Annotated in this window: 12 protein-coding genes; 8 read left to right on the top strand and 4 right to left on the bottom strand. The window is 71.4% G+C overall.

What is annotated here, in order from left to right; all coding sequences use genetic code 11:
• From AB0G17_RS30005 to AB0G17_RS29990, 4 genes are all read left to right on the top strand, one after another.
• Positions 1–918, top strand: coding sequence for a F0F1 ATP synthase subunit gamma (locus tag AB0G17_RS30005; RefSeq protein WP_361389560.1), 918 nt, complete (start codon positions 1–3; stop codon positions 916–918).
• Entirely contained in the window at positions 918–2360 is a 1443-nt protein-coding gene (gene atpD, locus AB0G17_RS30000) for a F0F1 ATP synthase subunit beta (protein WP_361389558.1), read from the top strand. The genes AB0G17_RS30005 and atpD overlap by 1 nt, the downstream gene beginning before the upstream one ends.
• A gap of 119 nt (positions 2361–2479) precedes the next feature.
• Positions 2480–2854: a F0F1 ATP synthase subunit epsilon gene (locus AB0G17_RS29995; protein ID WP_101390157.1), complete on the top strand. Its 375-nt coding sequence runs from the start codon at positions 2480–2482 to the stop codon at positions 2852–2854.
• A 138-nt stretch (positions 2855–2992) separates the two neighbouring features.
• Entirely contained in the window at positions 2993–3439 is a 447-nt protein-coding gene (locus tag AB0G17_RS29990) for a DUF2550 domain-containing protein (RefSeq protein ID WP_067163959.1), read from the top strand.
• Positions 3440–3695: 256 nt separating this feature from the next.
• Here AB0G17_RS29990 and AB0G17_RS29985 read toward each other — a convergent pair whose 3' ends face one another.
• The 3 genes from AB0G17_RS29985 to AB0G17_RS29975 all read right to left on the bottom strand — a co-directional run bounded on the left by AB0G17_RS29985 (position 3696) and on the right by AB0G17_RS29975 (position 7594).
• Positions 3696–5555: a glycosyl hydrolase family 18 protein gene (locus AB0G17_RS29985; RefSeq protein WP_361389555.1), complete on the bottom strand. Its 1860-nt coding sequence runs from the start codon at positions 5553–5555 to the stop codon at positions 3696–3698.
• A gap of 180 nt (positions 5556–5735) precedes the next feature.
• Complete coding sequence (locus AB0G17_RS29980) at positions 5736–6380, bottom strand: response regulator transcription factor (RefSeq protein WP_361389553.1); 645 nt, start codon at positions 6378–6380, stop codon at positions 5736–5738.
• Entirely contained in the window at positions 6377–7594 is a 1218-nt protein-coding gene (locus AB0G17_RS29975; RefSeq protein ID WP_361389675.1) for a histidine kinase, read from the bottom strand. The genes AB0G17_RS29980 and AB0G17_RS29975 overlap by 4 nt, the downstream gene beginning before the upstream one ends.
• A 176-nt stretch (positions 7595–7770) precedes the next feature.
• On the opposite strand from AB0G17_RS29975, the gene AB0G17_RS29970 reads away from it, so the two are divergent.
• A complete protein-coding gene (locus AB0G17_RS29970) occupies positions 7771–8322 on the top strand; it encodes a hypothetical protein (RefSeq protein WP_361389551.1) in 552 nt (183 codons plus the stop codon).
• Between the two features lie 27 nt (positions 8323–8349).
• Here AB0G17_RS29970 and AB0G17_RS29965 read toward each other — a convergent pair whose 3' ends face one another.
• Entirely contained in the window at positions 8350–8922 is a 573-nt protein-coding gene (locus AB0G17_RS29965) for a cob(I)yrinic acid a,c-diamide adenosyltransferase (protein ID WP_361389549.1), read from the bottom strand.
• Positions 8923–9190: 268 nt separating this feature from the next.
• On the opposite strand from AB0G17_RS29965, the gene AB0G17_RS29960 reads away from it, so the two are divergent.
• The 3 genes from AB0G17_RS29960 (at position 9191) to AB0G17_RS29950 (ending at position 13406) form a co-directional block, all read left to right on the top strand.
• Positions 9191–10039, top strand: coding sequence for a 3-hydroxyacyl-CoA dehydrogenase family protein (locus tag AB0G17_RS29960; protein WP_361389547.1), 849 nt, complete (start codon positions 9191–9193; stop codon positions 10037–10039).
• 159 nt (positions 10040–10198) lie between these two features.
• The gene (locus AB0G17_RS29955) at positions 10199–10522 is read left to right on the top strand and encodes an STAS domain-containing protein (protein WP_067163978.1); all 324 of its coding nucleotides are present in this window, start codon (positions 10199–10201) and stop codon (positions 10520–10522) included.
• 289 nt (positions 10523–10811) lie between these two features.
• A complete protein-coding gene (locus AB0G17_RS29950) occupies positions 10812–13406 on the top strand; it encodes an ATP-binding protein (protein WP_361389545.1) in 2595 nt (864 codons plus the stop codon).
• Positions 13407–13516: the final 110 nt, after the last annotated feature.

Raw genomic sequence — 13516 nt, 5'->3', positions numbered from 1 at the left:
ATGGGAGCGCAGCTCCGGGTCTACAAGCGTCGCATCCGTGCCGTCACGGCGACCAAGAAGATCACCAAGGCGATGGAGATGATCGCCGCCTCGCGCATCGTCAAGGCGCAGCGCAAGGTGGCGGCATCGATGCCGTACGCGACCGAGCTCACCCGCGCGGTGACGGCGGTGGCGACCGGCTCGAACACCAAGCACGCCCTGACCACCGAGGCCGAGGCGCCGACCCGTGCCGCGATCCTGCTCATCACGAGCGACCGCGGTCTGGCCGGCGGCTACTCCTCGAACGCCATCAAGCAGGCGGAGCGGCTCACCGAGCGGCTGCGCGGCGAGGGCAAGGAGGTCGACGCCTACATCGTCGGCCGCAAGGGTGTCGCCTACTACGGCTTCCGTGAGCGCAAGATCACGGAGTCGTGGACCGGCTTCACCGACAGCCCTGCCTACGCGGACGCCAAGCGTGTCGCGGGGCCGCTGATCGAGGCCATCCAGACGGAGACGGCCGAGGGCGGCGTCGACGAGCTGCACATCGTCTACACGGAGTTCGTGTCGATGATGACGCAGAACCCGGTGGACAACCGGATGCTGCCGCTGTCGCTGGACCAGGCCGAGGAGGAGAGCGGCGCGAAGGGCGAGATCCTTCCGCTGTTCGACTTCGAGCCGTCGGCGGAGGACGTCCTCGACGCCCTGCTGCCGCGCTACGTCGAGAGCCGTATCTACAACGCACTGCTGCAGTCGGCCGCTTCCGAGCACGCCGCCCGCCGCCGCGCGATGAAGTCGGCGACCGACAACGCCGGGGACCTCATCAAGAGCCTCTCCCGGCTTGCCAACGCGGCCCGCCAGGCCGAAATCACCCAGGAAATCAGCGAGATCGTCGGTGGCGCGAGCGCCATGGCTGACGCGACCGCGGGGAGTGACAAGTAATGACGACCACTGTTGAGACGGCCGCCGCCACGGGCCGCGTCGCCCGGGTCATCGGCCCGGTCGTCGACGTGGAGTTCCCCGTCGACGCCATGCCCGAGATCTACAACGCCCTCAAGGTCCAGGTCGCCGACCCGGCCGAGGACGGCAAGCTCAAGACGCTGACCCTCGAGGTCGCGCAGCACCTGGGTGACGGCCTCGTCCGTACCATCTCGATGCAGCCGACCGACGGTCTGGTCCGCCAGGCCCCGGTGACCGACACGGGCGAGGGCATCACCGTCCCCGTCGGTGACTTCACCAAGGGCAAGGTGTTCAACACCCTGGGCGAGGTGCTGAACTACCCGGAGGCCAACGCCGAGGTCACCGAGCGCTGGCCGATCCACCGCAAGGCGCCGAACTTCGACGAGCTCGAGTCGAAGACCGAGATGTTCGAGACCGGCGTCAAGGTCATCGACCTGCTGACCCCGTACGTCAAGGGCGGCAAGATCGGTCTGTTCGGTGGTGCCGGTGTCGGCAAGACCGTTCTGATCCAGGAAATGATCTACCGCGTCGCCAACAACCACGACGGTGTGTCGGTGTTCGCGGGCGTCGGTGAGCGTACCCGTGAGGGCAACGACCTCATCGAGGAGATGGGCGACTCCGGCGTCATCGACAAGACCGCCCTGGTCTTCGGCCAGATGGACGAGCCCCCGGGCACCCGTCTGCGGGTCGCGCTGGCCGGTCTGACGATGGCGGAGTACTTCCGTGACGTCCAGAAGCAGGACGTCCTCTTCTTCATCGACAACATCTTCCGGTACACCCAGGCGGGTTCCGAGGTGTCGACCCTGCTCGGCCGTATGCCCTCCGCGGTGGGTTACCAGCCGAACCTGGCCGACGAGATGGGTCTCCTCCAGGAGCGCATCACCTCGACCCGTGGTCACTCGATCACCTCGATGCAGGCGATCTACGTCCCCGCGGACGACCTGACCGACCCGGCCCCGGCCACCACCTTCGCCCACCTCGACGCGACGACGGTTCTCTCCCGTCCGATCTCCGAGAAGGGCATCTACCCGGCCGTGGACCCGCTGGACTCGACGTCCCGCATCCTCGACCCGCGGTACATCGCGGCGGACCACTACTCGGCCGCCATGCGTGTCAAGGGGATCCTGCAGAAGTACAAGGACCTCCAGGACATCATCGCGATCCTCGGTATCGACGAGCTGGGCGAGGAGGACAAGCTCGTTGTCCACCGTGCCCGTCGCGTCGAGCGCTTCCTGTCGCAGAACACCCACGTCGCCAAGCAGTTCACCGGCGTGGACGGTTCGGACGTTCCGCTCGAGGAGTCGATCACCGCGTTCAACGCGATCTGCGACGGTGAGTACGACCACTTCCCCGAGCAGGCGTTCTTCATGTGCGGTGGCATCGAGGACCTGAAGGCCAACGCCAAGGAGCTCGGCGTCTCCTGACCCGAGCCGGTTTCCGTGACGACGAGGGGGCGGGTGCGTCCCGCCCCCTCGCTCACGCCCACTAGACTTTGACCCAACACCCGGCAGCAACCGCCGGGTGGTGACCCGAGGAGCCCACCTTGGCTGCTGAGCTGCACGTCGAGCTCGTCGCCGCGGACCGCAGTGTTTGGTCCGGCGAGGCCACCCTGGTCGTCGCGCGCACCACGTCCGGCGACATCGGCGTCATGCCCGGTCACCAGCCGCTCCTCGGAGTGCTGGAGTCCGGCCCGGTGACCATCCGTACGAGCGAGGGCAGCACCGTCGTCGCCGCTGTGCACGGCGGGTTCATCTCGTTCGCGGACAACAAGCTCTCCATGCTCGCGGAGATCGCGGAGCTCGCGGACGAGATCGACGTCCAGCGTGCCGAGCGGGCGCTGGAGAGCGCCAAGTCGGCCGAGGACGGCGCCGCCGAGCGTCGCGCCGAGGTCCGGCTGCGTACGGTGTCGGTGCGCTAGCACCCCGCCGAAGAGTTTTGCCCTCAGCCGCGGTCACGGGTCTGGAATCTTCCGGACCCGGCCGCGGCTGAGGTCGATGCAGGCACAAGTGACCGGGGTGATCCCCCGGCCCCGAATGGAGCGAGGAGGTCGGTGTAGATGACCCTCGTTCTGCTTGTGGGCGGCCTGGTCGTCGCGCTGGTACTGGTGGGACTCTTCGTCTTCGGTCTGCGCCGGCGGCTGATCCAGCGTTCCGGCGGGACCTTCGACTGCAGTCTGCGCTGGGACGTGCCGGAGGGCGGCGATCCCAGCGGCAAGGGCTGGGTGTACGGAGTCGCGCGGTACAGCGGTGACCGGATCGAGTGGTTCCGTGTCTTCTCGTACGCGCCTCGGCCGCGGCGGCTGCTCGAGCGCTCCGCGATCGAGGTCGTGGCGCGTCGTAAGCCGGCGGGGGAGGAGGAGCTCGCTCTCCTGTCCGATGCGATCGTTCTCGGCTGTACGCACCGAGGCGTGCGGCTCGAACTCGCGATGAGCGAGGACGCGCTGACGGGATTCCTGGCGTGGCTGGAGGCGGCGCCGCCGGGGCAACGGGTGAACGTGGCCTGATTTTCCCGGGGCTCCGCCCCGACCCCCTTTTCGTCCGCGGGCAGCCTGTGGCTGGTCGCGCAGTCCCCGCGCCCCTAGGCAGTTAGGGGCGCGGGGCTGTGACATGTGCGGCTCCGCCGCGATGGGGGTCCTCCCTGTTCGAGCGAAGCCGAGAACTTGGGGGAGCGACCAGCCTCCACCGGGCCGCAGACGAAGCGGTGACACCGGGGGAGGGGGACGGGCCCTCGCCCCGGTGTCGGTCCGGCGTCCGGGCGCGTTACCGCAACCCGGAATCGATCGCCGACATCAGCTCGCCGCCAGGAGTGTCGCCGCTGAACTCCCAGAAGAACGCCCCCCGGAGCCCCTGGCTCTTCACGTAGCCCATCTTGCCCGCGATCGTCGACGGCGTGTCGTAGCTCCACCAGTTGGAGCCGCAGTGGGCGTAGGCCGTGCCCGCCACCGTCCCCGTCACGGGGCACGCGCTCTTGAGGACCTTGTAGTCCTCGATGCCCTGCTCGTACGTCCCGGGGGCCGGGCCCGTCGCCGTGCCGCCCGGGGCGTCCTGGGTGACGCCGGTCCAGCCGCGGCCGTAGAACCCGATCCCCAGGTTGAGCTTGCTCGCGGGGATCCCCTTGACCTTGTACTTCTGGATCGCCGCGTCCGTGTTGAAGCCCGCGATCGGGATCCCGTTGTACGAGGTGAGCGGGGAGTGCGGGGCCGTCGGGCCCTTCGCGTCCCACGCGCCGAAGAAGTCGTACGTCATCACGTTGTACCAGTCGACGTACTGCGCAGCCCCGGCGTAGTCGGCCTGGTCCATCTTGCCGTTGGCCGAGCCGTCGGCCGTGACCGCCGCCGTCACCAGCGCCGAGGAGCCGAACTTGGCCCGCAGCGCGGCGAGCAGGTTCTTCAGCGCGGCCTGCCCGCTGGTGTCGCAGGAGAGGCCGCAGGCGTTGGGGTACTCCCAGTCGATGTCGATGCCGTCGAAGACATCGGCCCAGCGCGGGTCCTCGACCAGGCCGTAGCAGGAGTTGGCGAACGCCGTCGGGTTGGCCGCCGCCGCGCCGAAGCCGCCGGACCAGGTCCAGCCGCCGAATGACCACAGCACCTTGATGCCCGGGTACTTCTTCTTCAGCTCGCGCAACTGGTTGATGTTGCCCGCGACCGGCTGGTCCCAGGTGTCGGCGGTGCCGTCGACGCTGGAGGAGGCGTCGTACGTCTTCTGGTAGTCGGCGTACGCGTCACCGATGGCGCACTGGCCGTTCGTGACGTTGCCGAACGCGTAGTTGATGTGCGTCAGCTTGGCCGCCGAACCCGAGGTGACGATGTTCTTCACCTGGTAGTTGCGCTGGTAGATGCCCCAGTCGGTGAAGTAGCCGAGCTTGACCGTGGAGCCCGGGTTCGGGTTGCCGCCGCCGCCCGTGGTGGTGACGGTGGCCGAGCCGGAGGACGGGCCCGTCTGGTCGGCGGTGTCGCGCGCGGTCACGCTGTACGTGTACGTCGTCCCGGCCGTGAGGCCCGAGTCCGTGTACGTCGTGCCGGTCACCGTCGCGATCTTCGCCGAGCCCCGGTAGACGTCGTAGTTCTTGACGCCCTTGTCGTCGGTGGCGGCGCTCCACGACAGGCTCACCGAGGTGTTGGTGACGCCGCTCGCCGTCGGGGTGCCGGGCGCGGACGGCGGGCTGTCGCCGGGCGGGGTCGAACTCCCGTCGCAAGAGCCCCCGTTGAGCTTGCAGCCGGACGGGGCTCCGGCGCCCGCGCCGTTGAAGCCGAAGGTGACGGCGGCGCCGGGCGCGAGTGTGCCGTTGTACGACTTGTTCCTGGCGGTCCAGTGGTTGGCGTCATGGGTGACGTCCGCGTCCCAGAACGAGGTCACGGACGTACCGGAGGGGTAGTCCCACTCCACGGTCCAGGAGGTGAGCGTCGTGGTGCCGGTGTTCTTGACGGTCCACTGGGCGCCGAAGCCGGAGCCCCAGTCCTGGGTCTTGGCGTAGGTGGCGGTCGCCGAGGCGGCGGCCGCGGCGGGGGAGGCGCCGGCCAGGCCGACGAGTGCGGCCAGGGGAAGTGCCAGCGCGACGAGTGTTGCGGCGGCCCTGGTTCTGAGGCGGGTGCGGGTGCGAATGCGCGTTGCAGTGCTCAAGGAAGCTCCTCGAGTGAGGTCCGACGGGTGTGGGGGTGGGACCCTGCTCCGCCCGGTGAGCACACGGTGTCGTGGAGCACACGGTGGCACGCTCACACAGCAGTGCGGTGAGCGTAGAAAGGTCTGGACCAGCCGTCAAGAGGTCCAGACCAACGGCCGGTTACGCGCGCTCACACGCCCTCAGACGCCCAACTCCTGCGCCAGCACCGCCGCTTGGACCCGGCTGCGCAGCTCCAGCTTCCCCAGCAGCCTGCTGACATGCGTCTTCACCGTGGCCTCGGCCATCACCAGCCGCCCCGCGATCTCGGCGTTCGACAGCCCCTCGCCCAGACAGGAGAGAACCTCCCGCTCGCGGCGCGTGAGCGATTCCAGCGCCGCCGGCTCCACGGCCGGCGCCCTGGACGCCGGCGCCGCGAACTCCGCGATCAGCCGGCGGGTGACGGCCGGGGCGATCAGCCCCTCGCCACGCGCCACCGTCCGTACCGCCTCGATCAGGTCCCGCGCCTCCGCGTTCTTCAGCAGGAACCCCGCCGCGCCCGCCCGCAGCGCCCCGAACACGTACTCGTCGAGGTCGAACGTCGTCAGGACCAGCACATCGGCCAGCCCCTCCGCCACCACCTGACGGGTCGCCGAAACGCCGTCGAGCCGGGGCATCTGCACATCCATCAGCACCAGGTCCGGGCGCAGTTCGCGCGCAAGGCGGACCGCCTCCTCGCCGTCGGCGGCCTCCCCGGCCACCTCGATGTCCTGGGCGCTGCCCAGGATCAGGACCAGTCCGGCCCGTACCGACGACTGGTCCTCAGCGACCAGTACCCGGATCGTCATCCCTGCGACTCGCTTTCCCGAATGGGCAGTTCGGCCCGTACCCGCCAGATCTTGCGGCCGTCCGCCGACGGCTCGGGCCCCGACTCGAAGGTCCCGCCGAGCAGTACGACCCGCTCCCGCATGCCCACCAGCCCCGCCCCCGAGCCGGGCGCGCGCGGCCCCGGGCGCTCACCGTCACCGTACGGGCTGCTCACCTCGACGGTGAGCGCGTGCCCGGTGTGGACGAGCGAGACGGCGACCGTGCCGGGCGAGGCGTGCTTGAGGGCGTTGGTCAGCGACTCCTGGACGATCCGGTACGCGGCCAGCTCCACCGGGGCGGGCAGCGCGGCCCCCTCCGGGCGGGCGTCGTCGAGGTCGAAGGCGAGTCCGCTGGAGGCCCCGTTCGTACGGGCCTGGGCGATCAGCGCGTCCAGCCCGGCCAGCGTCGGCGCGGCGGCCGGTCCGGTGGCGGCGCCGCTGTCGCGCAGCAGGCCGATGAGGCGGCGCATCTCGGCGAGCCCGTCCACGCTGTTCTCGCGGATCACGGTGAGCGCCCGGCGGGTGGTGGCCGGGTCGTCGAGGGAGAGCGCGGCCGTGGAGTGGATGGCGATCGCCGAGAGGTGGTTGGCGACCATGTCGTGCAGCTCGCGGGCCATCCGGGCGCGCTCGGCCACCACCGCCTGGGTGCGGTCGACCTCGGCGAGCAGCGCGGTCTGCTCGGCGCGCAGGGTGGCCGCCTCGGCCGCGTCGCGGTGGTTGCGCACCAGGGCGCCGGTGGTGGCGGGCGCGAACGAGACGAGGCCGGTGATCAGGCCGATCAGCAGGGCCTCGGGCTTGTGCAGCCAGGCCACGAAGCCGATGGCCACGCCGACCGAGATGAGTCCGGTGGTGACGGGGATGCGGCGGGCGGCGGCCGGGGTGCCGTACAGGACGGCCGCGTAGACGAGATCCGTGAACATCAGGACGGTCACCACGCTGCCGAGCGTGAACTGGTCCGCGACGATCGCGAAGGTGCCGGTGACCAGGGCGAACTGCGGGGCGGTGCGGCGTACGAGTTCGAGGGCCGCCATCACCGACAGCGGTACCAGGACCACGGCGCCGCCGAACGGATGCCCGCCCTGGGTGTGCAGCCCGAGCGCCCAGCCCGCCACGCCGGTCAGCAGGCCGACGACGGCGATGATCACGTCATGGCGGTGCGGGCGGTGGCGGAAGAGGTTCACGTTCCCATGAAACATGGGGCCGGTGGCCCGGGCCTCCACGTGCGGGGCGATCCCGCGCTCCATCGAATACGCCGAAGGATGCAGTGCCGTTTCCTCACTGCCGACGACGAGCGGGCCCGAGCGCGGGCCGACGCTGGAAGGGAGCCCGAACGAAGGGACCGGGGAATGAGGAACGGGGAACGGGGAACGCCGTGATCGTCACACTGATCGTCATCTGCGAAGTCGGCTTCTGGGTGCTGCTCGCCGGGGGCCTGGCGCTGCGCTACTTCGCGAAGATGCCCAGGGCGTCGGTGGCGGTGCTGCTCTGCGAGCCACTGCTGGAGGCCCTGCTCCTCGTCGTCACCGTGATCGACCTCAAGAACGGCGCCGAGCCGGACTGGAAGCACGGCCTCGCCGCCGTGTACCTCGGCTTCTCGGCGGCGATGGGCCACCACATGGTGAAGCGGGCCGACGCCTGGTTCGCCCACCGCTTCGCGGGTGGCCCGCGCCCCGCCAAAGCCCCGGCGGGAGGCACGGCCCGCGCGGTCCACGAGTGGAAGGCCGCGGGGCGCTGGGTGCTCGCCGCGGCGATCGCGATCGGACTGCTCCAGGCCGGCGTCTGGTACGTGGGCGGCGACGGGGACGTCGGCTCCCTGCGGATGTGGCAGCAGCGGATGCTGTGGCTGATCGGCATCAACCTGCTCATCGCGCTGAGCTACACGCTGTTCCCGAAGCGGGTGGAAGCGGCGCGGTCCCGCCGCTGACGCGGGGCGGGACCGTCGTTGGGCGTACTAGCGCTCACCGCCCGGCACCCACAGCACATCCCCCGTCTCCACGTTCGCCGTCCTCGCGAGGATGAACAGCAGGTCGGAGAGGCGGTTCAGATACGTCGCCGTCAGCGGGTTCATCGTCTCGCCGTGCACCTCCAGGGCCGCCCAGGTCGAGCGCTCGGCGCGGCGCACCACCGTGCACGCCTGGTGCAGCAGCGCCGCGCCCGGCGTGCCGCCCGGCAGGATGAAGCTGCGCAGCTTCTCCAGCCGCTCGTTGAAGCGGTCGCAGTCCGCCTCAAGCCGGTCGATGTAGAACTGCTCGACCCGCAGCGGCGGGTACTTCGGGTCCTCGACCACCGGCGTGGACAGGTCCGCGCCCACGTCGAACAGGTCGTTCTGGACCCGGCCGAGGACGGTCGCGACCTCCTCGGGCAGCCGCCCGAGCGCCAGCGCCGTACCGATCACCGCGTTCGCCTCGTTGGCGTCCGCGTACGCCGAGATCCGCAGATCCGTCTTGGCGGTACGGCTCATGTCGCCCAGAGCCGTGGTGCCCTTGTCGCCGGTGCGGGTGTAGATGCGCGTCAGATTGACCATGGGGTCAGCCTAGTTACGCGCGGGCCCTGCGCCGCGCTGGTGTGCCGACCGTCACGGCCGCCCGACAGCACGGACATTCCCCGCCCAAGTACGCGCTACGGGACGACCGGTGGGGCCCGCCGGGGCCCTCGGTGAGACGCCGCTCACCCGTCTTGGTGTGATGTCCGTCATCTGAGACGTGACGCGCATCTCTAACGGCTCCCAAGACGCCTCACGGCCGATAGCCTCCGCCGGAGAGCCGTATCAGTAGCCGTCAAAGGGGTGTGAAGTGGCCAGGAAGCTCGCCGTCATCGGGGCCGGACTCATGGGTTCGGGTATCGCGCAGGTCTCGGCCCAGGCGGGCTGGGACGTCGTGCTGCGCGACGTCACCGATGAGGCGCTCACCCGTGGCACCGACGGCATCAAGGCCTCGTACGACAAGTTCGTGAGCAAGGGCAAGCTGGCCGCCGAGGACGCGGAGGCCGCGCTCGCCCGCATCACCACCACGACCGACCTGGACGCCTGCGCCGACGTGGACATCGTCGTCGAGGCCGTCTTCGAGAAGCTGGAGGTCAAGCACGACATCTTCCGTACGCTCGACAAGATCGCGCGTCCGGACACCGTGCTCGCCTCCAACACCTCCGCCATCCCGATCACCAAGATCGCGGCGGCCACCGAGAACCCCGAGCGGGTCGTCGGCGTCCACTTCTTCTCGCCGGTCCCGATGATGCAGCTCTGCGAGCTGGTGCGCGGCTACAAGACGAGCGACGAAACCCTGGCCACCGCCCGGGAGTTCGCCGAGTCCGTCGGCAAGACCTGCATCGTCGTCAACCGCGACGTCGCCGGTTTCGTCACCACCCGCCTCATCTCGGCGCTCGTCGTCGAGGCGGCGAAGCTGTACGAGTCGGGCGTGGCCACCGCCGAGGACATCGACCTCGCCTGCAAGCTGGGCTTCGGCCACGCGATGGGCCCGCTGGCCACCGCCGACCTCACCGGCGTGGACATCCTGCTCCACGCCACCAGCAACATCTACACCGAGTCCCAGGACGAGAAGTTCGCCCCGCCGGAGCTGATGCGCCGGATGGTTGACGCGGGTGACATCGGTCGCAAGAGCGGGCAGGGCTTCTACAAGCACTGATTGACACACCCTCACCTCCCCTCGCCCCGGAATCACTCCATGGGGTGAATTAGGTATCGGTTCGCTTACAGACGGCAACTTCCCTGCGGTCTGTGCAGTCAGTTGGTGCAGTAAGAGACGACAGGCAGACAGGCATACGGAGCACTCCGGGGAGTACATATGCACATCAGGGGCGACCACGTCGAGCTGGTCGTCGGGGGCCGCCTCGACGTCCGCAGCGCGGCGGACGCCCGTACGGTCCTGCACTCGGCCGTCGACGACGGAGCCGGCGACCTGGTGCTCGACCTGACCGAGCTGGACTCCTGGGACGCCACGGGCCTCGGCGTGATCATGGGCGCCCACCGGCGGGCCGGCCGCTGCGGCCGGCGGCTGGTGCTGCGGGGCGTGCCGCCCCAGATGCAGCGCCTGCTGGTGGCGACCCGGCTGCACCGCATCCTCGCCATCGAGGGCGGCATCGCCGCGGAGGCGCTGCCGCGCGTGTGAGCCCGCGCGGCGCCGCCGCCGTACGAGAGTCGTACGGCCCTCTTGAGGGCGATTTGTGCGGCAAGTGTGCGGATGATGTGGAAGCCGGTCCTCCGCACGCAATCCTCACCGGACTGTGACGCTCTGGGCGGGGTGGCACCCCGCCCGTTCGGAGATACTGGGCGAAGGTTTAGGGTGCGGTCTCCCGCCGGTCGACATCCCTGCGGCGGGTACCGGACCAGAGCGACAGCGCAGTGCGTAGCGGCCGGGAGGGGCAAGGTTACGCAGGCGCATCTGGGGGGCTTTCACCATGAACCCGATGGACACCCGGGGACCGGACGACTTCGACGACGAGCAGAACGGACCGGGCACCGGCACGGGCGCCGCCGTACAGCGCAAGGAGCGCGACCGCGACGCCGTCACCCCCGAGCTCGGGGCGCGCGCCGCCGGACTCGCGCGCACCGTCCAGCTCGTCTCGGGCGACTTCCTGCTCACCGTCAACCCCGTCGACGGCAGCGAGATAGAGCCCTGCCCACCCGGCGAGATACCCGGCCGCCCCGAACGCCAGTCCGCCGCCGAACGCACCGAGCGGGAACGGGCGCTCAGGCCGCCGGTGCCTGCCGGGCCCGCGGCGCCCGCGCCGGTCCTGCTGGAGCGCGGCGAGGAGCGCGAGCGCCTGGTGCGCCTGCTCGGCCGGGGCCGTTCGGTCCGGCTCACCGGCCCCGCCGGATCCGGGCGCACGGTCCTGCTCGACGCGGTGGCCGCCGACTGCGCCCGGCTCGCGCCCGACGGCGTCGTCCGCCTCAACGGCCACCGCCGCACCCCCCAGGAACTGCTGCACGAGCTGTACGCCACGGTGTACCGCGCCCCATTGCACCGGCCCGACCGGGCCGGGCTGCACGACCAGGTGCGCGAGATCGGGGCGGTCGTCGTCGTCGACGACCTGGACTTCGGCGGTGCCGCCCTCGAAGAGCTGCTCGCCGCGGCCCCCGAGTGCGCCTTCCTGCTCGCCGCGACGCCCGAGGTGGCGGCGCCGCCGGCCGAGTCGCACCTCGAAGAGGTCTTCCTGACCGGGCTCGGGCGCGGCGCCTCCCTGGAACTCCTGGAGCAGGCCGTGGGCCGGCCGCTCAGCGACGAGGAGGCCAACTGGGCCGGCGACCTCTGGTTCGAGTCCGAGGGCCTGCCGCTGCGCTTCGTGCAGGCGGGCTCGCTGCTGCGGCAGCGCGACGGGCTGCGCGGCGAGGGCGCCCCGCTCGACGAGTTCGGGCTGCCGGTGGACGAGCCCGCCGACGTCTCCGTCTTCTCCGCCGAGGGCCGCGAGGTGCCGCTGCCGTCGCTGGGCGAGGGCGCCGCGGCCGCCGCGCCGCTCGCGGCCCGGCTCGGGCAGGCCGCCCGGGACACCCTGCGGTTCGCCGTCGCGCTCGGCGGCGAGGTGCCGCACCAGGCGCATCTGCCCGCGCTCGTCGGGGACACCCACGCGGACGCCGCGCTCGGCGAACTGCTCGGCTGCGGACTGCTCTCCCCGGCCGGTACGCGCTACCGGCTCGCGGCGGGCGTGCTCACCCAGCTGGAGGCGGCCGGGTACGGGGACGATGCGGCGGAGCGGGCGCACACCGCCGCCCAGCACTACGCCTGGTGGACCGGGCACCCCTCGGTCACGCCCGAGCGGGCGGCGGCGGAGGGGGACGCGGTCCTTGCGGCCCTGGGCGCGCTGGTGCCCGGCGGCGACGCCGGCCACCCCGCCACAGCCGTCAAGCTCGCCCGCAGCGCGGCGCCCGCGTTCGCTGCGGGGCTGCACTGGGGAGCCTGGGAACGGTCCCTGCGGATCGGCTCGGCGGCGGCCCGGCTCACCGGCGAGGTGGCGGAGGAGGCCTACTTCCACCACGAACTGGGCGTCCTGGCGCTGTGCGCGGGCAACGTCGACCGCGCCCGAGCCGAACTGGAGGCGTCCATCGGGCTCAAGGGCGCGCTCTCCGACAAGCGGGGCACGGTCGCGGGGCGCCGGGCGCTGGCCCTGGTCGAGGACCGCTCGGGCGGCCCGGTGGTCTCCGGCGGCCGCACCCCGTCCGGCGACGAGGTCCCGGCGGCCCGCTACGAGGAGTCCCAGTCGCCCCCGGCGGGCTTCCCTGCCGCCGCCCCGGAGGCCACCCCCACCGTACTGATCCCCAGCACGCTGCCCCCCGCGAAGCGGGCGCTCTTCACGGGCACGCGTCGCAACCTGGTGGCGGCGGGTGCGGGGGCGGTGCTCGCGGCGGTCCTGGGCACGGTGGTGACGCTGGGCGCGACGTCCGGGTCCAACGCGCCGGGCGACAAGGTCGAGCAGCGGCAGTCGGCGCACGAGGGGGGCGGGGAGGAGGGGCTCCCGGCGGACACGCCTTCGCCGGAGGCGACGCACCGGTCCGGGAGTGCCGGGACCCCGACGCCGTCGAACCCGGGCACGCCCGGGACCCCGACCTGGTCAAACTCGTCGTCCCCGTCCGACCCGTCGGTGCCTTCGCCCTCGACTCCGTCGGGCAGGCCGTCGACGCCGTCGGGGAAGCCGTCACCGTCGAAGCCGAGCGGGAAGCCGACGGCGTCCACGGGGGGTTCGGGGGGTGGGTCGTCCACGTCGGGCGGTACGACTTCGACGGGTGGGTCCACGACCGGGTCGACCGGTGGGGGCAGCACCACGACGGGTGGTACGCCCACGGGTGGGACGACGGGCGAGACCACCACCGGTGGGTCGAGCACGGGCGATCCGACCGGTGGGTCGTCCACGACGGGTGGGTCGACCACCGGTGGGCCGGGTTCGGGTGGGACGTCTACGGGGGGTACGTCCGGCGGTACGACGGGGACGACGACCTCGGGTGCGACGACCGCGTCCGGAGGCACGACCCCGAGCAGCAGCGTGTCGCCTACGGCGTAGGCCTTGTCTGCGGGCCGGTGGGGGCCGGTCGCGCAGCGGCATTTAAGGGGCGCGGGGAACTGCGCGACCAGCCCCCACCCCCCGAGATTCGTCTGCGGGCCGGTGGGGGC

The sequence above is a fragment of the Streptomyces sp. NPDC023838 genome (assembly GCF_040639555.1).
GTDB lineage: Bacteria > Actinomycetota > Actinomycetes > Streptomycetales > Streptomycetaceae > Streptomyces.
This window is presented reverse-complemented; position numbering and strand designations above follow the sequence as displayed.

Bases quoted from the DNA above. Each gene is read 5' to 3' on its own strand.
- AB0G17_RS30005 (WP_361389560.1), top strand. From the start codon at position 1: ATGGGAGCGCAGCTCCGGGTCTACAAGCGTCGCATCCGTGCCGTCACG.
- atpD (WP_361389558.1), top strand. From the start codon at position 918: ATGACGACCACTGTTGAGACGGCCGCCGCCACGGGCCGCGTCGCCCGG.
- AB0G17_RS29990 (WP_067163959.1), top strand. From the start codon at position 2,993: ATGACCCTCGTTCTGCTTGTGGGCGGCCTGGTCGTCGCGCTGGTACTG.
- AB0G17_RS29980 (WP_361389553.1), bottom strand. From the start codon at position 6,380: ATGACGATCCGGGTACTGGTCGCTGAGGACCAGTCGTCGGTACGGGCC.
- AB0G17_RS29975 (WP_361389675.1), bottom strand. From the start codon at position 7,594: ATGTTTCATGGGAACGTGAACCTCTTCCGCCACCGCCCGCACCGCCAT.
- AB0G17_RS29965 (WP_361389549.1), bottom strand. From the start codon at position 8,922: ATGGTCAATCTGACGCGCATCTACACCCGCACCGGCGACAAGGGCACC.
- AB0G17_RS29955 (WP_067163978.1), top strand. From the start codon at position 10,199: ATGCACATCAGGGGCGACCACGTCGAGCTGGTCGTCGGGGGCCGCCTC.
- AB0G17_RS29950 (WP_361389545.1), top strand. From the start codon at position 10,812: ATGAACCCGATGGACACCCGGGGACCGGACGACTTCGACGACGAGCAG.